The organism is Agrobacterium sp. 22094 (assembly GCF_052046015.1).
GTDB classification, from domain to species: Bacteria; Pseudomonadota; Alphaproteobacteria; order Rhizobiales; family Rhizobiaceae; genus Agrobacterium; species Agrobacterium cavarae.
Genome location: NZ_JBQEPX010000001.1, coordinates 2,304,021 through 2,327,242 on the forward strand (window position 1 = coordinate 2,304,021; position 23,222 = coordinate 2,327,242).

At 57.9% G+C, this 23,222-nt stretch carries 23 protein-coding genes and 1 tRNA gene; 8 read left to right on the plus strand and 16 right to left on the minus strand.

The window, feature by feature from the left end; translation table 11 throughout:
- Window positions 1-47 precede the first annotated feature (47 nt).
- On the minus strand, window positions 48-1,034 hold the full coding sequence (locus ACTJK5_RS11260; RefSeq protein WP_440612446.1) for a nucleoside recognition domain-containing protein: 987 nt from the start codon (window positions 1,032-1,034) through the stop codon (window positions 48-50).
- A 116-nt stretch (window positions 1,035-1,150) separates the two neighbouring features.
- On the opposite strand from ACTJK5_RS11260, the gene ACTJK5_RS11265 reads away from it, so the two are divergent.
- Window positions 1,151-1,603 carry an Lrp/AsnC family transcriptional regulator gene (locus ACTJK5_RS11265; RefSeq protein WP_440612447.1) on the plus strand — a complete coding sequence of 151 codons (453 nt, stop codon included), beginning with the start codon at window positions 1,151-1,153 and terminating at the stop codon, window positions 1,601-1,603.
- 24 nt (window positions 1,604-1,627) lie between these two features.
- Here the strand turns inward: ACTJK5_RS11265 and ACTJK5_RS11270 are convergent, their stop codons facing one another.
- The 11 genes from ACTJK5_RS11270 to ACTJK5_RS11320 form a co-directional block, all read right to left on the minus strand.
- Window positions 1,628-2,044 (minus strand): GNAT family N-acetyltransferase, encoded by a 417-nt coding sequence (locus ACTJK5_RS11270; protein ID WP_440612448.1) that lies wholly within the window; start codon window positions 2,042-2,044, stop codon window positions 1,628-1,630.
- Between the two features lie 66 nt (window positions 2,045-2,110).
- Entirely contained in the window at window positions 2,111-3,037 is a 927-nt protein-coding gene (locus ACTJK5_RS11275; RefSeq protein ID WP_440612449.1) for a carbohydrate kinase family protein, read from the minus strand.
- 85 nt (window positions 3,038-3,122) lie between these two features.
- Entirely contained in the window at window positions 3,123-3,821 is a 699-nt protein-coding gene (locus ACTJK5_RS11280) for an orotate phosphoribosyltransferase (protein WP_440612450.1), read from the minus strand.
- A gap of 65 nt (window positions 3,822-3,886) precedes the next feature.
- Window positions 3,887-4,927, minus strand: coding sequence for a dihydroorotase (pyrC, locus tag ACTJK5_RS11285; protein WP_440612451.1), 1,041 nt, complete (start codon window positions 4,925-4,927; stop codon window positions 3,887-3,889).
- 135 nt (window positions 4,928-5,062) lie between these two features.
- Entirely contained in the window at window positions 5,063-6,115 is a 1,053-nt protein-coding gene (locus ACTJK5_RS11290; protein WP_062445696.1) for a 4-hydroxyproline epimerase, read from the minus strand.
- A 67-nt stretch (window positions 6,116-6,182) separates the two neighbouring features.
- Window positions 6,183-7,514: an alpha/beta hydrolase gene (locus ACTJK5_RS11295; protein ID WP_062599230.1), complete on the minus strand. Its 1,332-nt coding sequence runs from the start codon at window positions 7,512-7,514 to the stop codon at window positions 6,183-6,185.
- Between the two features lie 256 nt (window positions 7,515-7,770).
- A complete protein-coding gene (locus ACTJK5_RS11300) occupies window positions 7,771-8,550 on the minus strand; it encodes a class I SAM-dependent methyltransferase (protein ID WP_112955557.1) in 780 nt (259 codons plus the stop codon).
- A 41-nt stretch (window positions 8,551-8,591) separates the two neighbouring features.
- On the minus strand, window positions 8,592-10,133 hold the full coding sequence (locus ACTJK5_RS11305; RefSeq protein WP_440612452.1) for a hypothetical protein: 1,542 nt from the start codon (window positions 10,131-10,133) through the stop codon (window positions 8,592-8,594).
- Between the two features lie 493 nt (window positions 10,134-10,626).
- A tRNA-Arg gene (locus ACTJK5_RS11310) sits at window positions 10,627-10,703 on the minus strand.
- Between the two features lie 217 nt (window positions 10,704-10,920).
- A complete protein-coding gene (locus tag ACTJK5_RS11315) occupies window positions 10,921-12,342 on the minus strand; it encodes a sensor histidine kinase (protein WP_130977357.1) in 1,422 nt (473 codons plus the stop codon).
- Between the two features lie 273 nt (window positions 12,343-12,615).
- Window positions 12,616-14,625, minus strand: a complete 2,010-nt coding sequence (locus ACTJK5_RS11320; RefSeq protein ID WP_440612453.1) for a methyl-accepting chemotaxis protein — start codon at window positions 14,623-14,625, stop codon at window positions 12,616-12,618.
- Window positions 14,626-14,990: 365 nt separating this feature from the next.
- Between ACTJK5_RS11320 and rpmH the strand changes: the two genes are divergently transcribed.
- Genes rpmH through yihA form a run of 4 tightly spaced genes read left to right on the plus strand, consistent with a single transcriptional unit; the run spans window position 14,991 to window position 18,001 of the window.
- Window positions 14,991-15,128 (plus strand): 50S ribosomal protein L34, encoded by a 138-nt coding sequence (gene rpmH / locus ACTJK5_RS11325; protein WP_010972613.1) that lies wholly within the window; start codon window positions 14,991-14,993, stop codon window positions 15,126-15,128.
- 31 nt (window positions 15,129-15,159) lie between these two features.
- Complete coding sequence (rnpA, locus tag ACTJK5_RS11330; RefSeq protein ID WP_113226073.1) at window positions 15,160-15,543, plus strand: ribonuclease P protein component; 384 nt, start codon at window positions 15,160-15,162, stop codon at window positions 15,541-15,543.
- On the plus strand, window positions 15,543-17,357 hold the full coding sequence (gene yidC / locus ACTJK5_RS11335; RefSeq protein ID WP_112519996.1) for a membrane protein insertase YidC: 1,815 nt from the start codon (window positions 15,543-15,545) through the stop codon (window positions 17,355-17,357). The genes rnpA and yidC overlap by 1 nt, the downstream gene beginning before the upstream one ends.
- Window positions 17,354-18,001: a ribosome biogenesis GTP-binding protein YihA/YsxC gene (gene yihA / locus ACTJK5_RS11340; RefSeq protein ID WP_062427081.1), complete on the plus strand. Its 648-nt coding sequence runs from the start codon at window positions 17,354-17,356 to the stop codon at window positions 17,999-18,001. The genes yidC and yihA overlap by 4 nt, the downstream gene beginning before the upstream one ends.
- Before the next feature lie 19 nt (window positions 18,002-18,020).
- On the opposite strand, the gene ACTJK5_RS11345 is transcribed toward yihA, so the two are convergent.
- Window positions 18,021-18,398, minus strand: coding sequence for a hypothetical protein (locus tag ACTJK5_RS11345; protein ID WP_113178703.1), 378 nt, complete (start codon window positions 18,396-18,398; stop codon window positions 18,021-18,023).
- Window positions 18,399-18,638: 240 nt separating this feature from the next.
- On the opposite strand from ACTJK5_RS11345, the gene argB reads away from it, so the two are divergent.
- Window positions 18,639-19,523 (plus strand): acetylglutamate kinase, encoded by an 885-nt coding sequence (gene argB / locus ACTJK5_RS11350; RefSeq protein ID WP_062427083.1) that lies wholly within the window; start codon window positions 18,639-18,641, stop codon window positions 19,521-19,523.
- 21 nt (window positions 19,524-19,544) lie between these two features.
- Here the strand turns inward: argB and ACTJK5_RS11355 are convergent, their stop codons facing one another.
- Complete coding sequence (locus ACTJK5_RS11355; protein ID WP_062427301.1) at window positions 19,545-20,462, minus strand: DMT family transporter; 918 nt, start codon at window positions 20,460-20,462, stop codon at window positions 19,545-19,547.
- Between the two features lie 103 nt (window positions 20,463-20,565).
- Here ACTJK5_RS11355 and ACTJK5_RS11360 point away from each other — a divergent pair, with 103 nt between their 5' ends.
- Window positions 20,566-21,285 (plus strand): pyrimidine 5'-nucleotidase, encoded by a 720-nt coding sequence (locus ACTJK5_RS11360; protein ID WP_440612454.1) that lies wholly within the window; start codon window positions 20,566-20,568, stop codon window positions 21,283-21,285.
- A 109-nt stretch (window positions 21,286-21,394) separates the two neighbouring features.
- Window positions 21,395-21,988: an EF-hand domain-containing protein gene (locus tag ACTJK5_RS11365; protein ID WP_112955547.1), complete on the plus strand. Its 594-nt coding sequence runs from the start codon at window positions 21,395-21,397 to the stop codon at window positions 21,986-21,988.
- Between the two features lie 193 nt (window positions 21,989-22,181).
- Here the strand turns inward: ACTJK5_RS11365 and ACTJK5_RS11370 are convergent, their stop codons facing one another.
- Together ACTJK5_RS11370 and ACTJK5_RS11375 are read right to left on the minus strand one after the other, a co-directional pair.
- The gene (locus ACTJK5_RS11370) at window positions 22,182-22,439 is read right to left on the minus strand and encodes a DUF1150 family protein (RefSeq protein ID WP_062445714.1); all 258 of its coding nucleotides are present in this window, start codon (window positions 22,437-22,439) and stop codon (window positions 22,182-22,184) included.
- 167 nt (window positions 22,440-22,606) lie between these two features.
- Window positions 22,607-23,032, minus strand: a complete 426-nt coding sequence (locus ACTJK5_RS11375) for an Hsp20 family protein (RefSeq protein ID WP_062427087.1) — start codon at window positions 23,030-23,032, stop codon at window positions 22,607-22,609.
- Window positions 23,033-23,222: the final 190 nt, after the last annotated feature.

Consider the following 23,222-nt stretch of genomic DNA (forward strand, 5'->3'; position numbering starts at 1 on the left):
TCAGCACGATGCACAGAATTTCAACGAATTGGATTTTCTGTGGTCGCTTATATGGGGAATTTTGTTTCGTCTCCTTGAGGCTGGCTTCTGAAGAGCCGGGAGAAGAAAGCTCGATCCGATATGGATGCCAGCACAAGTGCCAGCGCTGCTGTCGCGCCAATCGCGAAAACGACACGCCCAATCAAGGTGCTGTAGATATCCGCTCCGAGTGATACCATCAAAAGCGTGTCCTCGATGATGCTGTGAGCGAAGCCCATGAAAACGCAGGAGAGGAATATCTGACGTGGAGCGATGACGCCGGATCGTGCTTCTCGGATCAAAAGCCCCGCACCATAGGAAATGCCCAAGAAAAGGCCGATGGCTGTCAAATGACCTGCCTCGCCTTTGATACCCGCCAGTCGCAGCACAGGTTCTATGCCCTTCATCATGAGGCCAAGGATCCCCGTGATCTTCAACACCTCAAGGCTCCATGACAGGAGAAGCAGGACGACCAGCATCATCAGCATGGTTTCGGCCAGTCCCCAGACATAGACGGACCAGTCTGGTGTGACGGCGCCCGGCACCCATGCCGGAGCGACGGGCGCTGAAAGCCAACCGGTGGCCTGGAAGAGGTGATGGAGAATAAGCGCGTAAACGAAACCGCCGAGGATACGAAGCGTCGTGGTTGCCACCATGCCTGGACCGGCCTTCTGGATGATCTTCTGTTCCAGAGGCAGGCCATGGGCGAAGAGAACGAGAGCGGAGAACACCGTGACATCCGCCGTGGTGAGTTCCGAGACAGGAACAAGCGTGAAGATCAAGGGCACCGCACCCCATATGCCGACGAGCATAGCCGTCAGCCACGCAAGCCCCAGTTCTGGAGGGAGGCCAACCGCGTGCATGGCCGGCCCGAAGGCGGGAGCGATGGCTTCGACAAGGCCCAATCGAGACAGGACCTCGGTCAGCACCGAGATCGGGACCGTGATCTTGACCAGCAGCCAATAGATCTCAAGCGTCTCGCGGGATTTTAGCAGTAGGGATTGAAAGAGCGGCATTGGTGTCTCCTTGGGCACCACCATCCTATAGCCCGCGGCCCGCGGCGTTTTTGGTCAAAGATTGCATGTTTCTGCAATTTTATTGCATACCGTTCCCGCATGCTTATGATCGTCTTATGGACAAGATCGACCGCACTATCCTCAACCTCCTGCAACGCAACGCGTCGCTCACCAATGTGGAGATGGCGGACAAGGTCGGCCTGTCTCCATCCAGTTGCCTGCGACGCGTTCAGCGTCTCACCAAATCCGGGATCATCGACCGCATCGTTGCCATTCTCAATCCGGCAAAGGCCGGACGCGGCATCAAGGCGCTGGTATCGGTGGAACTGAAGCTGCATGGCGAACAGCACATGCGTCGCTTTCTCGAAGTCGTTAAAGCGGAGGAAGCGATAACGCATGCCTATGCCATTACCGGCGATATGGACGTGATGCTGATGCTGCGTCTCACCGACATGGAGGAGTTCGATGCGTTGTGCGACAGGCTGTTTCGCGACCAGACGAATGTCGCGCGTTTCGTGACGATGGTGGTGATCAAGACAGCGAAAGAGGAAACGGCGATCCGGGTTTGACCATGGGCCTTGGTAGCACCTTATTCAGCTGTCGTCCCTCGCCGCAAGTTGCCGCTTTTGAAAACCGGTTTTAGACGGTTCGAACCCTGCGCTTCGATAAAATGCATGAATTTCCGGCCTTGTGGAACCTGTCATCAGCAGGGCCTTGTAGCAGCCAGCCTGCCAAGCACGAGCCGTTGCAAAGTCCAGAACTCGCCTCCCGATCCCTTGCCTTCTAAAATCGCCATGCGTCACGACATTTTCGATCAGCGCATAGGGCCGGCCACCCCGTGTGAGGTTTGGTATCACCACCAAGACGCACGAGCCAACGAGGACGCTGCCCATCTCACACAGCACGATAACGCTGCCGGGGTAGGCAAGAAACTGATCGAATATCGCCTCGGCATCGGGCAAGTTCGGAGCTAGGTCGCCCGGCGAAAGATGCTGGTAAAGGTCGAGCAACGCTCGAAGATCGCTCTTTTTTTTGCGCAGCTCGGACCTGTGTCTCTTTCGTTCTGGCCAAAAGCCTTACAGCGCGATCTCATTCGCCCAAGGTGGATTTGCGCCCGCGCGCGATACCGTCACGGCAGCCGCCTTTGCGCCGAGGGCAAGGGCCTTGGCAATCTGGTCTTCGGTGAGCGAGGCGACCTGGGGTTTAGTGAGGAGACCCTGGAGCTTCAGGGACGCCAGAATGCCGGCATCGAAGGTGTCGCCGGCGCCGACCGTGTCGACCACCTCGACGCGCTCGCTCGGCACTTCGACGCGAAGCTGCTTGGTGTAGCCGACAGCGCCTTCCGCGCCGCGGGTGACGACGACGAGCTTTGCGCCGTGGTGCAGCCAGTGGCGGGCGAGCGTGTCTTCATCGCCCTTCAGACCGAACCAGGCCAGATCCTCATCCGAGAATTTGACGATATCCGACATCGCCGCCATGCGGTTGATGCGGTCCATGTGCTTCTGCTTGTCCTGGATGAAGCCTGGACGGATATTGGGATCGAGCGAGATGACCCGCTTTTCATGCTCGCGCACCAGGAGCGCTTCATAGGTGCTGCCGCATGGTTCGGGGATCAGGCTGATCGCACCGAAATGCATGGCTTCGCACTCGCCACCAATATGCGGCAAATCCTTTTCCGACAGCATGCGGCCTGCCGTACCTTCATCATAGAAGGCGTAGGTCGCGTGGCCATCGACGAGCTTGACGAAGGCGATGGTGGACGGGCGGTTAGAGAAGGCGCAGAGGCTGTAATCCACGTTGCTGGCGCGCAACGTCTCTTTGAGGATTTCGCCCATCATATCATCGGCAATGCCGGAGAAGAAGGCGGATGGAACGCCAAGACGTCCGAGCGCGATGGCGGTGTTGAAGACCGCGCCGCCCGCATAAGGGGCGAAAGCCGCCTCGCCTTTGGTCGATTCACGCGGCAGCATGTCGATCAGGGCTTCGCCACAACACAGGATCATCCGATTTCCTCCAAATCTAAATCGATTAGATGCTTAACGGCAGCATCTTGTCCCGGTCAATATGCTGGGCAAGGTTCAGCCAAAATTACGATTGCGGCAATTCGCTGACACCGCCGTGACGCGCCGACCAGGGCAGCGGGTTGTCGAGGAAGGCTTCCACTTCGGACAGCGTCTTGTCGTCGAACAGCTTTTCGGAACGGGCCGCCTCCAGCACATTGCGCCATGTGCTCAGATAATGCAGCTTCACATTGCCGTTGGCAAAGCGCGCCTCGGCTTCGGAAAAGATGCCGTAATAGAAAAGCGCAATACCGTGATCGACGATGCCGCCAACGGCACGGATCGCATCGATGAAGGTGAACATGGACCCGCCTGCGGTGGTCAGGTCCTCGATAACCAGAACGCGCGCGCCCTCCGGCATATTGCCCTCGATCTGCGCATTGCGACCGTGACCCTTCGGCTTCTTGCGGCAGTAGATCATCGGCAGGCCAAGGCGTTCGGCCAGGAAAGCGGCAAAAGGAATGCCTGCTGTCTCGCCACCGGCAACGCAGTCGAACTTCTCGAAACCGGCATCGGCAACGATCTTGGCGGCGGCGAAATCCATGACGGCCGAGCGGATGCGCGGATAGGAGATCAGCTTGCGCATATCGATATAGACCGGGCTCTTCATGCCCGATGCGAAAGTGTACGGCGCTTCGGAGTTGAAATGGACGGCCTTGATTTCCCACAGCATCTTCGCAACGAGTTCGGCGACCACCGTGCGATCAGTGAAATTGAATTGGGCCATCGGCATCTTCCTCTTTTTGTCAGCTATCGATAAAAAAACTGCCGGATAAACCGGCAGCTTGAACGTTAGTTTTCAACATCCCAATGAAGCGGGAACATCGGATCAAAGACGGTGACGGGTCCAGCACCCGTCTCGATCTTCGCCGGAAATGCCACTGGCTCGCCGCGCTTTACCAGGGTGATCGTCTCTTCATTGGGAGCAAGACCATACCAGGCCGGGCCATTCAGCGAGGCGAAGGCTTCGAGCTTGGCGAGCGCGTTGTCCTGTTCGAATACATGGGCAAGGCAGCTCATGGTGTTGATCGAGGTATAGACACCGGCGCAGCCGCAGGCGCATTCCTTCAGCGGATCGACATGCGGGGCGGAATCCGTGCCGAGGAAGAAGCGGGCATCGCCGGAGGTCGCGGCCGCGCGCAGCGCCAGACGATGCTCCTCGCGCTTTGCCACCGGCAGGCAGTAATAATGGGGCTTGACGCCGCCGACCAGAATGGCATTGCGATTGATGATAAGGTGATGCGTGGTGATGGAGCCGGCGAGGTTTTTCTCCGACTCGCGGATATAGTCCACGCCGTCCCGCGTCGTCACATGCTCCATCGTCACCTTCAGTTCCGGCAGGCGTTTGCGCAGTGGTGCAAGGACCGTATCGATGAAGACCTTCTCGCGGTCGAAGATATCGACGTCCGGCGTCGTTACTTCGCCATGGACGCAAAGCGGCAGGCCGATCTTTGCCATGCGCTCCAGCACCGACATGGCCTTGTCCATATCGCGCACGCCGCCGTGGGAATTGGTGGTGGCACCGGCCGGATAGAGCTTCACGGCCGTAATGAGGCCGCTCTTCTTACCCTCTTCCACATCGTCCGGGCTGGTATGCTCTGTGAGATAGAGCGTCATCAGCGGCTCGAAGCGATCGCCCGCGGGAATGGCCTTGACGATACGCTCGCGATAGGCGCGCGCATCCGCCGTGGTGACGACGGGCGGCACCAGATTGGGCATGATGATGGCGCGGGCGAAATGGCGGCTGGTGTCGCCGATCACGCCTTCCAACATTGCGCCATCGCGCAGGTGCAGGTGCCAGTCATCCGGGCGGCGAAGGGTGATCGTCTGCATTGTCAGCCTCTCAAGCAGGTCCGTGCAAGGTGGCTCGCAGTTTGCGCGTGAAGACCTTGCGAAGAACAATGTATGGGGTGCGGCCCGCTTAGCATCTTTCCATTGAAGAAAACAGCGCCTTGGCGTGACTTCGGGCTACTTTTTCGCCTCGCCGATCGAGCCCGCCTGCGGGCCCCAGACATCGGTCATGGCAAAGCCATCCGCCAGCGGATCGAAGGGATCGAGCGCGATCTGGTGGAGACCGAAGGTGAAACCGCGACCGGTAATGGTGGGAATGACCGCTTGCTTCCCCGCTACCTGGGAGAGTGCGGAAAGACCAACCTCGAACTCCGTCCCGATGATCGAGCGAGACTTATAGGTGTCCCCCACCTTCACCTTGCCGCGCGCATGGAGCGTCGCCAGATTGGCGGAGTTGCCAGTGCCACAGGGCGAACGATCTGCTCTACCCGGCCACATGGTGGTGCAGGTGCGGATGGTGCCATCCTCTTCCGTATCGCGGAACATGACATACGCCACGCCGGATATGGCGGGGATTTCCGGATGCACGACAGGGATATCGCGGTTGACGATATCTTTCAGCACCATGCCGGCGGCCACGAGCTTGGCGGCGTTGGCCTTGTCGATGGTGAGCCCGATCTGACGCACATCCACCAGCGCATAAAAAATGCCGCCATAGGAGATATCCATGCGGATGCGGCCCCAGTCGGGCGTATCGATCTCGACATCCAGCTCATGCACGAAGGACGGCACCATGGTGAGCTTGACCTTTTCGCAGCGGCCGTCCTTGCAGGTGGCGGTGGCCTTGACGAGGCCGGCTGCGGTTTCCAGCATCACGATCGTCTCGGGCTCCTTCATCTCCACCATGCCGCTTTCCAGAAGAGCAGTCGTGGCGCAGATGGAATTGGAGCCGGAGCTTGCATGCGCCTGGTCCGGCTGGAGAATGACGAAGGCAGCATCCGCATCCGGGTGCTTGGGTGGCAGCAGCAGATTGACGGAGCCGATCGGCGTTCCGCGCGGCTCAAGCGTCAGGAAGCGGCGAAGCTCCTCACCCTTCGGATCGGTGTTCAGCCAGTTCAGTTGCTCGGCAACCGTGGCGCCCGGAATTTTCGGCACGCCACCGGTGGCGACACGACCAATCTCGCCTTCGCAATGGACATCGAGAAGCTGAAGGGTGCGTTTCCAGCGCATGGCGCGTTACTCCGGTGGGGGATTTTCCCCGTCATAGCCGATTAAATACTGTTTGTATATTGGCAGATCAGCGACTACGGCAGGCCGCGCTGTTGCGATTGGCGCGCAGCGAGCAGTCCGTCTGGCTGCGATTTCCGCTATCGAGGAGTTGCGGATCGACAACGCTGGTCGCCGTATCGCCCACCGAGCCAACGGTGTTTTCGACCGAACGACCAAGACGCTCCACCTGCCGCCCGTAGTTCTCGCGGGTGCGCGGATCGAAGACGGCAATTGGCGCACTGATCGCAACGCTTGCCGCCGTGCCGACCGTCTGTGCCGCACCGATGCCGACTGCGCCGATCGCTTCGCCGAGACCGACATCGGAGTCGGTCACCGTCTGGCCGGCAATCAACCGGTCGCCGATCAGCTTCACGACCTCGGGGCTTTCTGCAAATTTGCCGTGGTTGAGGCGGTCGCCCGATTGCAGCTTGGTGAGATCGAGGACCGTAATGCCGGCCTTTTCCAATTCGCTGCGATAGGGTTCTGCCGCAGGATCGATCTGACCGAGGCGGTCGACATTGCCGGAAATGCGCCGCGATAGGCTGAGTGCCCGGTCGTCCTGCGAAACGAAGAGGGTGAATTTCGGCTTGTCCTTGCCAAGGCTCGCATATTGACGGCCAAAGACATCCACGTCGAGATCGGGTGCCGCCAGGATCACGTTGTTGATCTTCGGCAAAACATGGCCGTTGCGGATTGCCATCTGGCGCAGTGCTTCCACTGCAAGCCATGTGCCCATGGAGTGGGCCATGACGGTGATGTCACTGACCGAGCTATCCTTGGCAAGCCGCGTCAGCATCTCCTCCAGCGCATCGCGCGAGTAGTTGGTGCTTTCCTTGTCGTAGTTGTAATCGAAGATGCTGGCGCGCGAGGGCCAGGTGAAGACGACCGGAACGACGTCCGTTCCGGAGTCATGGACGATCTGGGCGAAACGGTAGACCGATTCTTCGTAGCGATTGTTGAAGCCATGGACGAAGACCAGAACACGCCGGTCCTTCGGGCTGTGGCGCTTGATCCAGCTGCGCGTATCAGCCGCCGAGGTGACGGGCTCCACCGAAATCGTGGTGAAGTCCTTCAACGGATCCGGCGGAAGCTTTTTCGGCCACTGCACCTGGCCGACCTTGCGGTTGGCAGCCGGCGGAATGGAAACCGTGACGGCATCCACCTTCAGACCCGTGCCGCGCTCGCCACCGAACAACACCGCCTTGTCCTCAGCCGGCGCACGTGTGGTTGCCACCAGCAGGCTGACCGGTGTCGTGCCCTGCACCACCTGCCCCGTTGGCGTCATCACCCCGACCGGACGCCCGCCGCAACCGGCGAGGAAGGCCAACAAGGTGACCAAAGCAACAAGCCTTGCGGCCATTCCGATACTCCAGGATAGGGCGAGGCTATTTTCCCAAAAGATGTGAGATGCGCCCCGGCGATCAACCCAAGCGGTTATTACAGAAGGACTGTCGATAGACCAGTCATACTGATGTTATCAGAGCTTGCTTTTAGGAGTTGGTGTGGCCCTCACGCCTCTAACGATAGAGTACGTCAAAAGCCGTCGAGAAATCAACGCCTCCACGGCTCTTGTCGCAAGCGCCTGCATTTCATCTCGAGCGCTTGCGCGGCGGAACTCAAAGATGCAGCGTCAATGGCGGAATTTGTGGCGCCTTCTCGACCAGAAGCAATCCTCGCCCGAATTTGATCGACGCAATCGACTTTGCCAGCGCGATGACCTCATATTGAGTTCTGGACCCTGGAATTTGGACCGAAAAGTCATTGTAGGTGTAGTCTTCGAAAATGCTGTTCTGGATATCGATCAACATCTTGAAGAATTCCACAGTCGTGACGGACGCATCCCTGAAGGCATCTGTGTGCCCCCAATACATGCACTCCAGATCTTCAACGAAATAAATGCCTGTGTCCTTCAGACCCTTGTCGAACAGACCATTAAACGAGGCGATCTGGTGAGATGCAACATGGCTGCCATCATCGATGATGATGTCGAATGGGCCATATTTATCAACAACAGATTGCAGGAAAACCGGATCGCTCTGATCCCCGATTTCCACGTGGATATCGTGTTCAGGGGCATTAAAAGCAGTGCAGCTTTCATCGATGTCGATACCGACGATGGTTGCTCCGTCGCCAAAGAAGCGGCGCCAGAGTTGAAGCGAGGCTCCGCGATAGACGCCGATTTCCAGAACGCGCGGGCTCTTGCCGTGATAGCGTCCGAACTCGCGGTCATACGTCTGAAAGTAACCCAGCCATTTGTGCCCACCGGGAATGGTTGCCCAAACCTGGCCTGACACGGTGTTATCGATGCTGGGAAACGGCGGGACTTTGTTGCTCTCCCACGACACCTTCTCGCGCATCGCTTCCGGCAAAAGATTGTAGATCGTCTTGAATGGCATGTATGATCCTACATGTTCGAACAGTGAACGGAAAACGGGCGCTAACGCGCGGCGTAAGCTGCTTTAAAGGCGTTGCCCTGCATCAGATTGGTCTTCTGCTCCGCTGCCAGAGCAGCAAGTTTCGGGCTCCAGCCGGGTAGCAGATCCACGATCGCCTCGCCGGCCTGCCGCAAGACCTCGAGCGACGGCACATTCTGAGGCGGATTGATCCGATCAAGATTGTGCATGAAATGCTGGAAGGTATTCCTCATCTCGACGATCATCGTTTTGACGACGTCGCTGAACTCGTTTTCCTGCAACAGGATCGTCAGACGATAATTGTCTGAGATCGTGAAAACGGTGGATCCATCGAGCGACGCATTCAACGCCTCGAAGAACACACGATGGCTGCCGAAGTCCCGAAGGATGAACGTCTCAGGCAGGGTCTCGACGATTTCGGCGCTGCGCGGTTCGCCCAGAAGGATGCAAGGCGTTATGGTGGCCCTGCGATCCATACGGTCGATGATCGTTCCCAGCGATCTTCCCGTGCCGACGAAATCGACGAGAAGGTTGCGAAGACCCAGCTTGTTTTGCAGATAGGCCTCGTATTCGGGAGACTCCGTGTAGCATACTGCTCGGGAGATGCGGATGTATTCCGAGGGCGGCATATTCGCGCGGGCAAAATGGCGAGACGCGAGCATCTCCTGCCACAGATTACAGTCGCGCGCCGCCATCAATATCTTGTCGACACCCCGTTCTTCGGCGCAGGCCTTGATCCAGAAGGAGGCGAGGATCATCAACGGGATGTTGATCGAGGCCTGGGCTCTCTGTGCATGGCGAATATTGATGTTTCTGTGGAAGGAGCGAAGACGCGTCTCACGGACAGCGTGCGCATAGTCACCGAGCCCGATGGCGTGCAGAATTTGCTCGCTCGGGTCCCATTTCGAGATGTTGACGAGCATAACGTCTATGCCGAAGGACGATGGGCTGATGATATCGGCCTGGATATTGTCGCCGAAATGGGTGCGCAGATTGTGCTCTCCGAGGATTTCCGGCCAGATCAAGCGATGATGTTTGCCGTAGTTGCTCAGATAGAGCTTGTTCTCCAAACCGCATTTTTCACGCAGCACACGCTCGATAAAGGGCCGTGGCAGGTACATGTCGGAGATGACGATGTCGTTCTCAGCAACGCGGGCTACAACGTCGCCGATGGGGAAGAGATGCTCCCACTCCTCCTCTAGCTCCATCCACTTCAGGACGGCCGCCTGCTTTTCGCTGATGAACCCTTCAGAGATCATGATCAGGTAGATATCGTCGATGCCATAGGTCCGACGTCCGAAGATGCTCATCTCCGTCCTGTGCCGCATGTCGGCAAAGCCGGCAACGGCAGACTTGCGCTCGACGATGCGGAAAATCTCGAGCGGATCGGAACAGCGCCTGGCGACAAGCGTGTCGAAAAGATCGAAGCTCTGGATTTTGGTATGACTATCGGAAGAGTTCTCTTCCAGTACGTGGAAATTGGCCGTCTCTACATATCCCAGCGCTGGGTTATGGAAGTACCCGCCAAGACGTAACGCTTCACCCGGCCCCGACAGAAGAGACATCTGGCACGTGATCCGGCCGTCCTGGTCGAACAGGTTGAGGAAACTCCCGTCTATCTCCCAATGCGCCTCATTGGCATGACTGTAACCAATCAGAAATCCGTTTTTATGAAATACAAAATCGTCACTGATGATGCCATTTTGGGGCTCGACTTTGAACGTGAACGTTCGCGATAGCAATTGATCAGCATCAATGGAAATGGGAGCTATTTTCTCTGATACGTTAAGCATTCGATGTCCCATCATTAGACTATCGAATGGTCGTAGTGCCAAAAGCTTGCCTCAGACTAACCATGCTGATGCTGGGAAGAGAGAGGATGTCTTTTTCAAGGAAATGAGGAAGCGTTGCGGTCTATTGTGGCTTGAACCGGGCCGCGAAGATAGAGGCATCTTGGGCAGTCGCCAGGTTCGTCACCATCGAGACGAAATGCCAAAAGAAACGCGGATGGGACGCGCTAGCTTCAGCTTCTACGGACTATATTTTGGGAAGAAGAAATGGCGCACCCGAAGAGATTCGAACTCCTGACCCCCAGATTCGTAGTCTGGTGCTCTATCCAGCTGAGCTACGGGTGCGTGCCGCAGAAGCTGTTCTGCTGGCGTGGCGATCCTCTAAAACGTCCTACCTTCGAATGCAAGCGATTTTGTTTTTAAATCGTCATTTTCCTGCAATGAATTTTACAAGCCATTGAAAATAGAGGTTTTTTTGACAAGAGCGATTTCTACGTCAAATTGGCGATGAAAAAGGGATGGCGTCTTGGCGCCTTCGAGAGGAACCGCGAACGGCAAAAAACTATGTCGTGGCGGCGGTCGATCCAGGCTGTGGGCGGTCGGGTATCTCGATGCGGAATTGCGTGCCACGATCGGCCTTTTCGACAAGGGCAATCGTTCCGCGGTGGGACAGGACAAGCTCGCGGGCGATGGCGAGGCCGAGGCCGGTTCCGCCGGAGCGTGCGGAGCCACGGAAGGCGGAGAACAGGTTTTCGCGTGCCTTCTGCGGCATGCCGGGGCCGTTATCGTCGATGACGATGCTGACGATATCGTCGTTGCGCTGGGCGGCGATGGTCAGGCGCTTCGTGGGATAATCGGAACCGCTTGCCTGCTGCAGCGCCTGCACGCTGTTTTTACAGAGATTGTAGAGAACCCGGAACAGTTGCTCGCTATCGGCATCGATCGTCAGGCTATCCGGGATGCTATCGACGAATTCGATCCCGATCTCCGGTTCGATGGCGAGGATGTCCTTTACATCCTGGACCACTTCGCCAAGCTCGATCATGCGGCGTCTTGGCGCGCCTTCGGTGGCCTGGCCATAGGCAAGCACTTCGCTCGTGTAACCGACGGCGCGATCAATGGTTCTCAGAAGCTTTGGCGCGAAGCTACGCACCATCGGATCTTCGACATCGACCAGCCTGTCCGACATGAGCTGGGCCGACGCCAGGATGTTGCGCATGTCATGGTTGATCTTTGAGACGGCCAGCCCCAGATCGGCGAGGTTCTTCTGCTGTCGCAGCGTCTTTTGCAATTGCACCTGCATATCGGCAAGATGGCGTCCGGCAACCGCCAGCTCATCGGTCCCCTCTTCCGGCTTGAACAGGCTTGCAGGATCGTCCGGTCGCTCCGAGAAGGTCTGCATGCCAACAGTCAGGCGTCGGATCGGGCGGATCAGGATGCGGTTGATGGAGACGAAGATCAGGCTTGCGGTGATCAGCGACAGCGCCACCGAAATCATCAACACGTTGCCGGCATAGGCGATCATCGCGGCGCGCAGCTTGTTCTCGCTCATCACGATTTCGATGATCATGTTGCTGTCGCCGATCACGTCGAAGACGCGGATGACGCGGTTCTGGCCGAAGAGCAGGACCGAGAAGGCATCGCGCACCGCCTGCAGTTGCGAGACGTCCGACAGATCATATTGATCGTCGACACTCGGCGGTACCTCGGTGGCAGCGAGAAGCGTGGACGTCCCATCCTTCTTGAGTGCAATGAGCTTTGCGCCGGTCGCGAGCAGCGTGTCGTTCTGCACGCTTCGGGGAAGTTCCGTCTGAAGACCGTCGATTACCACGCCTGCGGCAGCGGCCGTGTTCAACCTGTCGCGCAGCCAGGCAAGGCGCATATTGGCGACGGAGGGCACGAAGATCAGAATTTCGGCGATCATGACGAAAATGATCGTCAACAGAAGCAGGCGTCCGGACAGCCCTTGGGTCAGGCCAGGCATCTCGCGCAGGGGGCGGCTCGTGGCCTCATCCTCCCGCTCGCCATTCATCCGGTTTCTGAGTGCTGAAAACACCAGGGCTTTTCCTGTTGGTCTGCCAGCCAGCGGTCAGAAGCCTTGGCGGCGTCCAATTCGGCAAACAGCGTCATTTCGAGATATCATAAGGATTCGAAGCGAAATTTCAAACAGATGCAAGGCGGATACACAATTCGATGGGCAGAACGGAAAACGCCGCCCTGAAGGCGGCGCTCGGCTTAGGCATAAACGAACCGGTGATCAGAACTCCTGCCACTCGTCCCTGTTCTGCGCAACCGCAACGGAGCCACTGAAGGCGCGGGCCACGGTGCCCATCATTTTGCGCGCCGGAGAGGCGACGGGTGCTGAGGACGGTCGGGCTGGAGCGGCAAATCTTTGGGTCTGCAACGCTTCGTTTCCAAGGCGGAAGCGACCGACCAGCGAGACCAGGGTTGCCGCCTCGCCGCTCAGCTTATGGGTCGCAGCGGAGGTTTCCTCCACCATGGCGGCATTTCGCTGAGTCACCTGATCCATCTGGTTGATGGCGGTGTTGACCTCCTGCAGACCTGTCGCCTGCTCCTGCGCCGCTGTGGCGATGGAATGGATGTGGTCGTTGATGCTCAAGATGCGCGTCTCGATGTCTTCGAGTGCTGTACCCGTCTGGCGAACAAGCGTCACGCCACTGCCGACCTCTTCTCCAGACTTGGTGATGAGCGCCTTGATATCCTTCGCGGCGTTGGCGGAGCGCTGCGCGAGTTCACGCACTTCCTGCGCAACGACTGCGAAGCCCTTGCCTGCCTCACCTGCGCGGGCGGCTTCGACACCGGCGTTCAGAGCCAGGAGGTTCGTCTGGAATGCAATCTCATCGATGACGTTGATGATCTGGCTGATTTCGCGCGATGCCTGCTCGATCCTGCCCATAGCGGTGACCGCGTCGCGAACCACTTTGGCGGAATGGGCGGTCTTTTCCTTGGTCTCCGACACCATGGCGCTTGCTTCCTGGGCACGCGCGGTGGAGTTCTTCACAACGGCGGTGATCTCATCAAGGGCCGCTGAGGTTTCTTCCAGGGCTGCAGCCTGCTGCTCGGTGCGCTTGGACAGATCGTCAGCCGCGGAGCGCAACTCATTGGCATTGCCATTGATGCCTTCTGTGCTTTCTTGCACTTCCGCCATTGTCACTTTCAGCTTGGCCATCGTGTCGTTGATATTGGCCTGAAGCTCGGCGAAGACGCCTTGGAAGTTGCCGTTCATGGCGCGCGTCAGATCACCCTGCGCGAGGTCGGCCATGACGCGACCCGCCTCGGAGACACCGCTATCGACGCTGCCGAGAAGATCGTTGATGGTCTTTGCAAAACGGTTGAGGTTGTCGTCACCATAATCCTTGGTGATACGGCGGCTGAAGTCACCTTGTGCGGCTGCACCCACCACATCCGCCATACCCGCCTGTAGATCGTCGCTTTTGGTACGCATTGCGGCTTCCTGCGCATTCATACGCCGCACCTCCAGGCCATTACGCTTGAAGATTTCGACTGCGGCCGCCATCTCGCCGATCTCATCCTTACGGTCGAGATAGGGGATTGTGGCCTCAAGGTTGCCTTCGGCGACGGACTTCATTACTGCTGAGACGTTTAGGATCGGCGCACTCAATTGCTTGGAGCCGACATAAAGGCCGATGATGGCTCCGGCTCCGACACCGGTGACAGTGACAAGCGCGACGACCAGGAAGATAAACTGGCCGAAGGCGTCGATCTCCGACTTGATCGCATCGAGATCTTTAAGATCGCCCTTCACAACTGCGTCGATTTCGCCTTGATAGGCCTTGCGGTTTTCTCGGTTGGCTTCGTTGTTGCCCTGGACGCTTGCTTCCTGAGGGCCAACTTCGCGGCCAAGGCGGGCGGTCTCGGTGCGGAAGGCGCGAAACTCAGCAAAGCGCTTTTCGATGTTATCGAAGGCAGCGGCCTGATGGGCCGGAACCCGCGGCTTCCATTCCTTAAGAAGTGCGGACATGGCATCGAGGTTGGTGATGATGCCCTCGGCGAACTTTCCCGCCGCCGCCATGTCCTTTGCCGCGTACACGCCACGGGCTTCCATAACGACAGCGGTCACCAGCCTGTTGAGAGTTTCGCCGTAACGAGCACGATCTGCAACGGCATCGAGAGCGACGGTGTGTGCCTGATATTTGTTGATGGCGTAGATTGAAAGGCCACCAATACTACAGGCCACAAGGCTCAAAAAGCCAACGAGTAGATTGATCTTGCTTCGAATTTTCACTGCGAACTCCCCCGTATTCCAGATCCCCCACGACCGGAGAGCGAGGCTCCCAGCCGTCTGGTCACGACAACGTTATTGAAGGTCAATTAAGAAACAATTTCAGATTTTACTTATGTTCCAAAATCTTTTGAAAAAGCCGTCATGGAAACCTGAGAGAGATACCTCCAGGAAAAGCTGGGCTTTGAGGGGTTAGCGCGCGTCGAGTGCGTGATGCGGTTCTGCAATTGACTTTGCGGGCCATAAGCCCTTATAAGCCCGCACGTCCGGGCATTTTGCAGTCTATGATGGCTTTCCGGGCATTAGTCGAAACGCTCTTGCCCTTAAGGGCAAAGTCAAGAAGGGCCGCACCCCGCGGTATTAAATAAATGTCGAAGCGTACTTTCCAACCGTCCAAGCTTGTTCGCAAGCGCCGTCATGGTTTCCGTGCCCGCATGGCCACAGCTGGCGGCCGCAAGGTTCTTGCAGCTCGCCGCGCTCGCGGTCGCGCACGTCTGTCCGCTTAATCAAGTGGTTGCCCGATGAAAGTCGCGGCAGATGACAGATAAGAAGAAAATGCCCGGTCGGTTGAAAAACCGGCCGGATTTCCTTGCCGTTCAGGCGGGCGAGAAAAGGCGCGGAAGCACTTTTCTTCTGGAGGTCCTGGATCGACAGGCTCCTGAAACCGAACCCAGGGTCGGTTTTACCGTCACGAAACGCCAGGGAAACGCGGTGGAGCGCAACCGTATGCGTCGCCGCCTCAGGGAAGCCGTGAGGCTTTCTGCCCGGTTTGCAATGAAACCCGGGCATGACTATGTGATTGTCGCCCGAAGGGACGCATTGAATACCGACTTCGCCGTACTGGAAAACTTGCTCATAGAGCGGATCGAGGGACGCGCGAAAAACGGACGCTCCCGGGAGACCCGCTCCAGGAAAGAATGATGGAAAAAAACCGCAATTACTTTATCGCGATCGCCCTTTCGGTTGTCATCGTACTTGCCTGGCAGTTTCTCTACATGAACCCGCGTATCGAGCAGCAGCGCCGCGCCGAAGAGGCACGCCAGGCGCAGCAGGCGACGCAACAGACGCAGACCACGACGGCACCCGCCGACGGCTCGTCCGCACCGGCCACGACGCCGAACGCGACGACGCCCGCCACCGGCAGCCAGCAGGCAGGGACCTTGTCTCGCGCCGAGGCGCTGGCGAAGACCCAGCGTGTCGAAATCGACACGAATGCCATTGCCGGCTCCATCAACCTGACGGGCGCGCGTCTCGATGACGTTCGTCTGAAGGACTATCATGAGACGGTGGATGACTCGAGCCCGATCATCACGCTCCTCTCGCCTGCCGAGACGCATGACGGTTACTTCACCGAACTCGGCTATATCGGCAACGAGGGCGTTGGCTCCGTGCCTGGCCCGACCACGGTCTGGACCGCACCGGCCGGCGCAAAGCTGACCGAGACGACGCCGGTCACGCTTTCCTATACCAACGACAAGGGCGTGGTCTTCAACCGCACCATCTCGATCGACGATCACTATATGGTCACCGTCACCGACAAAATCGAGAACCCCGGTCAGGACGCGATCACGCTTTCGGCCTATGGCCGCATCACGCGTAACAACAAGCCTATAACGCCGCCCGTCTTCGTTATCCACGAAGGCTTCCTGGGCGTTGCCGGTGCTGATGGCAGCCTGACGGAAGAGACCTACAAGAAAGTCGAGGAACAGCCCTATATCCTGCCGAAGGCAACCGGCGGCTGGCTCGGCATCACCGACAAGTACTGGGCAGCAGCGATCGTTCCGCCACAGGACAAGGCCGTCGAAACCCGCTACTCGCACTTTACCGATGGTCAGCCACGTTATCAGGCCGATTATCGAAGCGATGCGGTGACCATTGCGCCCGGCGCCTCTACCGAGCTGAAGAACATGATCTTCGCCGGTGCGAAAGAAGTGCCGCTGGTCGATCGGTACGAGAAGCAATATTCCATTCCGAAGTTCGATCTCCTGATCGACTGGGGCTGGTTCTACTTCATCACCAAGCCGATGTTCAAACTGATGGATTTCTTCTTCCGTTACTTTGGCAATTTCGGCGTGGCAATCCTGCTCACCACCATCGTCGTCAAGCTCCTGTTCTTCCCGCTTGCGAGCAAGCAATATGCCTCCATGGCGAATATGAAGCGCATGCAGCCCAAGATCGAGGAGCTGAAGGCCAAGTTCGGCGATGATCGCATGGGCATGCAGCAGGCGATGATGCAGCTCTACAAGGAAGAGAAGATCAATCCGATTGCCGGCTGCTGGCCGATGCTTCTGCAGATTCCGGTCTTCTTCGCGCTCTACAAGGTCATCTACGTCACCATCGAAATGCGTCACGCGCCTTTCTTCGGCTGGATTCACGACCTGTCTGCGCCAGATCCGACCTCGCTTTTCAATCTGTTCGGTCTTCTGCCCTATGACGTGCCGCACTTCCTGATGATCGGCGTCTGGCCTATCATCATGGGCATCACCATGTTCCTGCAGATGCGCATGAACCCGACGCCGCCCGATCCGACCCAGGCGATGATCTTTACCTGGATGCCGCTGATCTTCACCTTCATGCTGGCGTCTTTCCCCGCCGGTCTGGTGATCTACTGGGCATGGAACAACACCCTGTCGATCTCGCAGCAGGCTGTGATCATGAAGCGCCACGGTGCCAAGATCGAGCTCTTTGACAACCTCAAAGGGGTGTTCAAGCGAAAGCCGGTGCAATCCAAATGACGGCTGACAAGCCCCTCTTCGGAAGGCCGTGGATTTTCATCCGCGGCGTTCCGGCCATGAAGTTCCTTCCCCCCGAAGGCCCGGCAGAAATCGCTTTCGCCGGGCGTTCGAATGTCGGCAAGTCTTCGTTGATCAATGCGCTCGTCGGCCACAAGGGATTGGCGCGCACCTCGAATACCCCGGGCCGCACGCAGGAACTCAACTATTTCGTACCGGAAGGCTATTCCGGCGCCGGAGACGATCTGCCGCCGATGGCGCTGGTCGATATGCCGGGCTATGGCTACGCACAGGCGCCCAAGGACCAGGTCGACAACTGGACGAAGCTCGTCTTCGACTATCTGCGTGGCCGGGCAACGTTGAAGCGCGTCTATGTGCTGATCGATTCCCGTCACGGCATCAAAAAGAATGACGAAGACGTCTTGAGCCTTCTCGACAAGGCGGCCGTCTCCTACCAGATCGTTCTGACGAAGACGGACAAGATCAAGGAACCCGCCGTTCCGCGCCTCATCAGCGAGACGCTGGAGAAGATCAAAAAGCGCCCTGCGGCCTATCCGGAAGTTCTGGCAACGTCATCGGAAAAATCAGCCGGTCTCGATGAACTGCGCGCCGAGATCCTGAAAACGGTTGGTTATCCGCAGCCCTGACGGTTGACGGTCGAAATGCTCAAACGGCGGTGAAGAGCAGCACTGCGGCCCAAAGAAAGGCCGCAAGTGTCGTCATCCGCCAGAAGCGCGTGGAGTTCCACAGAGCTGTGAGGATGGCGAAGCGGCCATAGATGCTGCGATGCAGCTTGTCGTCCGAACGGCGAAGCGCGTGATCCATGGAGGCATCCACATAGGATGCGAAGGTGCGTTGTTCGCGCACTTCCGTTTCGGCAAGATTGTCTTCCCAGCGCCGCACGATGGTGGCGAATTGCTGGTCTTTGCGAACCCTTTCGGCAAGCTCTGCTTTCACGTCTTCCGGCAGCGCGCCGAGCACATATTTGCCCGCAAGCACCTGATCCTTCAAACCGCCGCGCATATCCTTATCCGGCAAGGCCATTCTTCTTCAAACTCCGCTGCTTCGCGCCACTGTCATCATGACAGCCTGCCGATTCGAACCTCGAACGGCCGGACGCAGACTCCCCGAACAAGGCTGGTCCGAATGCGCCCGCGTGTCAATCCGATTAGGCAGCGCATGGGCCATCCTCTGCGAATTAATGTTTCTCGCCGACCCCATCCCGTGTTTCATCCGTCAAAAACTTGCGTTACAAGCGGCGCGTTCCAGCAAGAGGTTTTTCTCATGGCGAGTATCGAAAGCGAAATGCAGGCCCGGCTTCTGGCCCAGGCCCTTCCCTTCATGCAGAAGTATGAAAACAAGACAATCGTCGTAAAATATGGCGGTCACGCCATGGGCGACATGGCTCTTGGAAAAGCTTTCGCCGAAGACATCGCGCTTCTCAAGCAATCCGGCATCAACCCCATCGTCGTTCATGGCGGGGGCCCGCAGATCGGCGCGATGCTGACGAAGATGGGAATCGAATCGAAATTCGAAGGCGGTCTGCGCGTCACAGACGCGAAGACGGTCGAGATCGTCGAAATGGTTCTGGCAGGCTCGATCAACAAGGAGATCGTCGCCCTCATCAATCAGACGGGTGAGTGGGCCATCGGCCTTTGCGGCAAGGATGGCAACATGGTCTTTGCCGAAAAGGCGCGCAAGACCGTGACCGACCCGGACAGCCATATCGAGCGGGTCCTCGATCTCGGCTTCGTCGGCGAAGTCGTCGAAGTCGATCGCACGTTGCTCGATCTATTGGCAAAATCCGAGATGATCCCCGTCATCGCCCCTGTGGCACCCGGTCGTGATGGTGCGACCTACAACATCAATGCCGATACCTTCGCTGGCGCAATTGCTGGCGCGCTACACGCCACCCGCCTGCTGTTCCTCACCGATGTCGAGGGCGTTCTCGACAAGAACAAGGAGCTGATCAAGGAACTGACCGTCTCCCAGGCCAAGGCGCTGATCAAGGACGGCACGATCTCCGGCGGGATGATCCCGAAGGTGGAAACCTGCATCGAGGCGATCAAGGCTGGTGTGCAGGGCGTGGTGATCCTCAACGGCAAGACTGCCCATTCGGTCCTCCTGGAAATCTTTACGGAAGGTGCTGGCACGCTGATCGTGCCCTGAGTCATCGGATTTTGGCTTGGGTCAGCCCCAGGCCAGAAGTGACAGCACGCCGAGGACGATCAACAGGCAGCCGATCAGTTCGAGCTTGTTGATCTTTTCCTTGAAGAAAAAGACAGTCGAGGCGAAGGCAAAGAGCATCTCTACCTGCGCCAGCGCCTTGACGACTGCGGCTTGTTGCAGAGTCATCGCCGTGAACCAGCCGAATGAGGCCGTGGCACCGACGAAGCCGACAGCAATTGCCGGTTTCCATGCCCTGGCGATACGCGCCAGTTCTTCCCGCTCCCGCAGAATAATCCAGATGAGCATCGTTACCGTTTGCGTCACGATGACCACCACGAGCGTGAAGCTCGCCTGCATGATGGCGTCGGGCGCCGGCAGGCTTGCGGCAATCGAGAGCGATGCGGAACGATAAGCGACGGAGGAGAGACCGAAGAGTGCGCCAGATGCCAGGCCAATCCCCGCCGTTTTGCTGAAGATGGAGGTGATGATGGAGACGGGAGAGAGCGTCGTTCTCGCCACCGAAATCAGCATGACACCGGAGACCGAAATGGCAATGGCCAGCAGCGTTCCGGCGCTGACGCTTTCGCCGACGAAGACGAGGGCGAAGAGCGCCGCCTGGGCAGGTTCCGTGCGCGAGTAAGCCGTCCCGACAGCGAAGTTGCGGAACGAGAAAAGATGCACCAGCAGGAAGGTGGCACCGATCTGCGCCATCGATCCGACCGCGGCCCATAACGCGAAAGTTCCGTTGATCGATGGCAATGGCCTTGCCAGTCCAAAATGCAGGATGGCGAGATAGGTCAGCGCGAAGGGCATGCCGAAACCGAAGCGCACGAAGGTGGCGCCTGTGGTCCCCATGCTCTTCTTCAGATGCTTTTGAAAGGTCGAGCGCAGATTCTGCAAGAAGGCGCTGACCAGGGTGATGCCGATCCACAATTCCATGCCTTGGATTAGCATTGGCGCAGGTTTGCCGCCAAGGACGGTTTTCGTCACGGGCGGCGCGTTTTCGATTTTATTTGACCAGCGAAACGGGCATAAGCGTTGCATGAACACAAAGCCCAAGAACACCGCAGAGCCAGCCGATTTCGCCCATGTGACGGAGTGGGTCTTCGATCTCGACAACACGCTCTACCCGCATCACATCAATCTCTTCTCGCAGATCGACCGCAACATGACCGCCTATGTGGCGGAGCTGTTGCAGCTGGATCCGGAAGAGGCGCGCGTTCTTCAGAAGCGCTACTACCACGAGCATGGAACGACGCTTCAAGGACTGATGATCCACTATGGTATCGATCCGAACGACTTCCTGGAGAAGGCACATGCGATCGACTACTCCGCCTTGCTTCCAGATCAGGAGTTGGGAGAGGCCATCAAGGCGCTGCCTGGCCGCAAATTCATTCTGACCAATGGCAGCGTCAAGCATGCTCAGGCCGCCGCCGGTGCCCTGGGCATCCTTGATCACTTCGAAGATATCTTCGACATCGTCGCTGCGGGCTACCTGCCGAAGCCCGCGGGCCAGACCTACGAAAAATTTGCCGCGCTGAAACAGCTCGATACCAAAAGGGCTGCGATGTTCGAGGACCTGCCGCGCAATCTCGTGGCACCCCGAGCGATGGGCATGAAGACGGTGCTTCTCGTTCCGCGCAATCTCGAAGGTATCGTGATGGAGCGCTGGGAAATCCCGGCCGAGACGGATGATCACATCGATTACATTACCGATAACCTGTGCGAATTTCTGACAGGACTCCAAGACGGCCGAGCTTAGAGCAATCCATATATTACCGATGTTTCATATGCATTACGGATGTTTAACTGGTGGGAACGAAGCGTCGCCTATAGCATCTTACGAGGGACACCAACGGAAAGGTTTTGATATGCTAAAACGGAAGATCGCCATCACCGCGCTTGGCGCTGCCCTGATGCTCAGCACCACTGCGTCCATGACGATGGCGGCCCCACGTGGCGGCGCCGACCGTGAAGGTCCGCGCATGCGCCCTGAGCCGATGTTCGTTCACCTGTTGAAGGTGGCCGATACCAACAAGGACGGCAAGATCACCAAGGACGAGTTCAACGCCCGCCAGGAGGCACTTTTCACCGAGATCGACGCCGACAAGGATGGCTCCATCACGCCGAAGGAAATGCGAGACTATCGCCGGGCGAAAATGGAAGCCTGGCGGGAAGCCAATCCGCGTCCGGAAAAAGCCGCAGCCGAGGGTGACCAGAAGAAGGCCGAGGGCGACAAGAAGGATGGTGAGCGCGAAAAGCGTCGTGAAGCTCGCGAAGAACGCAAGGGCAAGGATCGTAAAGGCAAGATGGGCGGCATGTTCGCCTCAGCCGATACGGACGGCAACGGTCAGCTCAGCAAGCCTGAGTTCATGGCCGCCGGCGAAAAGATCTTCACGCGTCTAGACCGCAACAATGACGGCGTCATCAGCGTGGACGACATGCCGGATCGCCCCTGGCTCTGAGGCCATTTCGATGACTGGAGGCCCGCCCTGTTTCAGGGTGGGCTTTTTTTGTCGGCCAATCGCTCCATGACCCGACCGGCCCATCAAGAGCAAGTGTTAAAGCATGTCGCGCAAAGGTGGTCACCGGTTTTGCGATACCGACATGCGACAAGACCTAAGCGCCGGACGCAAATCTTAAAGATCGCAACGCGCTTTAGTGCAGGCTGATGGTCCGCAACTCGTCTTCGGCAGCCTTGAAGAAGGTGCTGGATCGGTTGTCGGTCAGAAGGATGGGTGTGCCGTCGGCGCCGAAAAGAGCCCAAAGATCAAGACCGGGATCGATCTCGGGCGCCTCGGGAAAGCACTTCATCACCTGTTCAGCTCGCATCTTGCGGATGTAGCCCACTTCGCCGGCACCAAGATGGGCCAGCTGGGATTTGGTCAGGCGCGCATGCGCTTCTTTTAAAAGCATGTTTCAGCCTCCATCGAGCGCCGTTGTTGCGTCCTTTGAAGACGTATCCGGTCGCTCAGAATTTCAAGTCGACGCGCAGTCCGTTGCTAAGATCCTCCGGATCCTTGCGCCGATACGTTGGTCTTTGACCAGGAGACTGAACGGAATCAGTCCACGGGGCCAGAGTCTTACTGTGAGACGGAAATGTTAATTTTCTTCACCACGTTGGAGATTTCCGGACGGGTGAGTTCGATGGAGAGCAGACCGTTCTTCAGGCGCGCATTGTGCACCTGCATACCGTCAGCCAGCACGAAAACGCGCTGGAACTGCCGCGCGGCGATACCGCGATAGAGGTAGTCGCGCTTTTCCTGATCCTGCTGGCGCCCACGGATCACCAGCTGATTGTCCGCTGTCGTGACATCAAGATCGTCTTCGGAAAATCCGGCAACCGCGATGGTGATGCGCAGTCGCTCAGGGCTTGAGTCTTCCGCCGCCAGCCGCTCGATATTGTAGGGCGGATAGCCGTCATTCGATTTCGCCATACGCTCCAGCGTTTTTTCCATGGCATCGAATCCCAGCATCAAGGGGTTCGTGAAGGGTGTCATGCGGCTCATAGTCCCGTGTCCTTGCATCCAAGCGACGATCTTGTGGCGCACGTGGTGATGCGGCGCCCAGCCCCGTTTCGGCAGCTCATAGCCATATGGTAACATGGTGCCCGAAACGCAAGAACGCCGCATCGGCAAAACCACCGGTCTTCGGCAGCCCATTGACAAGCCGGTCAAAGCAGCCTGAAAAGACATGACT

What these genes read in the sequence shown, in the direction of transcription:
- ACTJK5_RS11260 (WP_440612446.1), bottom strand. Translation starts at nt 1,034, where the DNA reads ATGCCGCTCTTTCAATCCCTACTGCTAAAATCCCGCGAGACGCTTGAG.
- ACTJK5_RS11265 (WP_440612447.1), top strand. Translation starts at nt 1,151, where the DNA reads ATGGACAAGATCGACCGCACTATCCTCAACCTCCTGCAACGCAACGCG.
- ACTJK5_RS11275 (WP_440612449.1), bottom strand. Translation starts at nt 3,037, where the DNA reads ATGATCCTGTGTTGTGGCGAAGCCCTGATCGACATGCTGCCGCGTGAA.
- ACTJK5_RS11280 (WP_440612450.1), bottom strand. Translation starts at nt 3,821, where the DNA reads ATGGCCCAATTCAATTTCACTGATCGCACGGTGGTCGCCGAACTCGTT.
- pyrC (WP_440612451.1), bottom strand. Translation starts at nt 4,927, where the DNA reads ATGCAGACGATCACCCTTCGCCGCCCGGATGACTGGCACCTGCACCTG.
- ACTJK5_RS11290 (WP_062445696.1), bottom strand. Translation starts at nt 6,115, where the DNA reads ATGCGCTGGAAACGCACCCTTCAGCTTCTCGATGTCCATTGCGAAGGC.
- ACTJK5_RS11295 (WP_062599230.1), bottom strand. Translation starts at nt 7,514, where the DNA reads ATGGCCGCAAGGCTTGTTGCTTTGGTCACCTTGTTGGCCTTCCTCGCC.
- ACTJK5_RS11300 (WP_112955557.1), bottom strand. Translation starts at nt 8,550, where the DNA reads ATGCCATTCAAGACGATCTACAATCTTTTGCCGGAAGCGATGCGCGAG.
- ACTJK5_RS11305 (WP_440612452.1), bottom strand. Translation starts at nt 10,133, where the DNA reads ATGTCTCTTCTGTCGGGGCCGGGTGAAGCGTTACGTCTTGGCGGGTAC.
- ACTJK5_RS11315 (WP_130977357.1), bottom strand. Translation starts at nt 12,342, where the DNA reads ATGCCTGGCCTGACCCAAGGGCTGTCCGGACGCCTGCTTCTGTTGACG.
- rpmH (WP_010972613.1), top strand. Translation starts at nt 14,991, where the DNA reads ATGTCGAAGCGTACTTTCCAACCGTCCAAGCTTGTTCGCAAGCGCCGT.
- rnpA (WP_113226073.1), top strand. Translation starts at nt 15,160, where the DNA reads ATGACAGATAAGAAGAAAATGCCCGGTCGGTTGAAAAACCGGCCGGAT.
- yidC (WP_112519996.1), top strand. Translation starts at nt 15,543, where the DNA reads ATGGAAAAAAACCGCAATTACTTTATCGCGATCGCCCTTTCGGTTGTC.
- yihA (WP_062427081.1), top strand. Translation starts at nt 17,354, where the DNA reads ATGACGGCTGACAAGCCCCTCTTCGGAAGGCCGTGGATTTTCATCCGC.
- ACTJK5_RS11345 (WP_113178703.1), bottom strand. Translation starts at nt 18,398, where the DNA reads ATGGCCTTGCCGGATAAGGATATGCGCGGCGGTTTGAAGGATCAGGTG.
- argB (WP_062427083.1), top strand. Translation starts at nt 18,639, where the DNA reads ATGGCGAGTATCGAAAGCGAAATGCAGGCCCGGCTTCTGGCCCAGGCC.
- ACTJK5_RS11355 (WP_062427301.1), bottom strand. Translation starts at nt 20,462, where the DNA reads ATGGAATTGTGGATCGGCATCACCCTGGTCAGCGCCTTCTTGCAGAAT.
- ACTJK5_RS11360 (WP_440612454.1), top strand. Translation starts at nt 20,566, where the DNA reads ATGAACACAAAGCCCAAGAACACCGCAGAGCCAGCCGATTTCGCCCAT.
- ACTJK5_RS11365 (WP_112955547.1), top strand. Translation starts at nt 21,395, where the DNA reads ATGCTAAAACGGAAGATCGCCATCACCGCGCTTGGCGCTGCCCTGATG.
- ACTJK5_RS11370 (WP_062445714.1), bottom strand. Translation starts at nt 22,439, where the DNA reads ATGCTTTTAAAAGAAGCGCATGCGCGCCTGACCAAATCCCAGCTGGCC.
- ACTJK5_RS11375 (WP_062427087.1), bottom strand. Translation starts at nt 23,032, where the DNA reads ATGAGCCGCATGACACCCTTCACGAACCCCTTGATGCTGGGATTCGAT.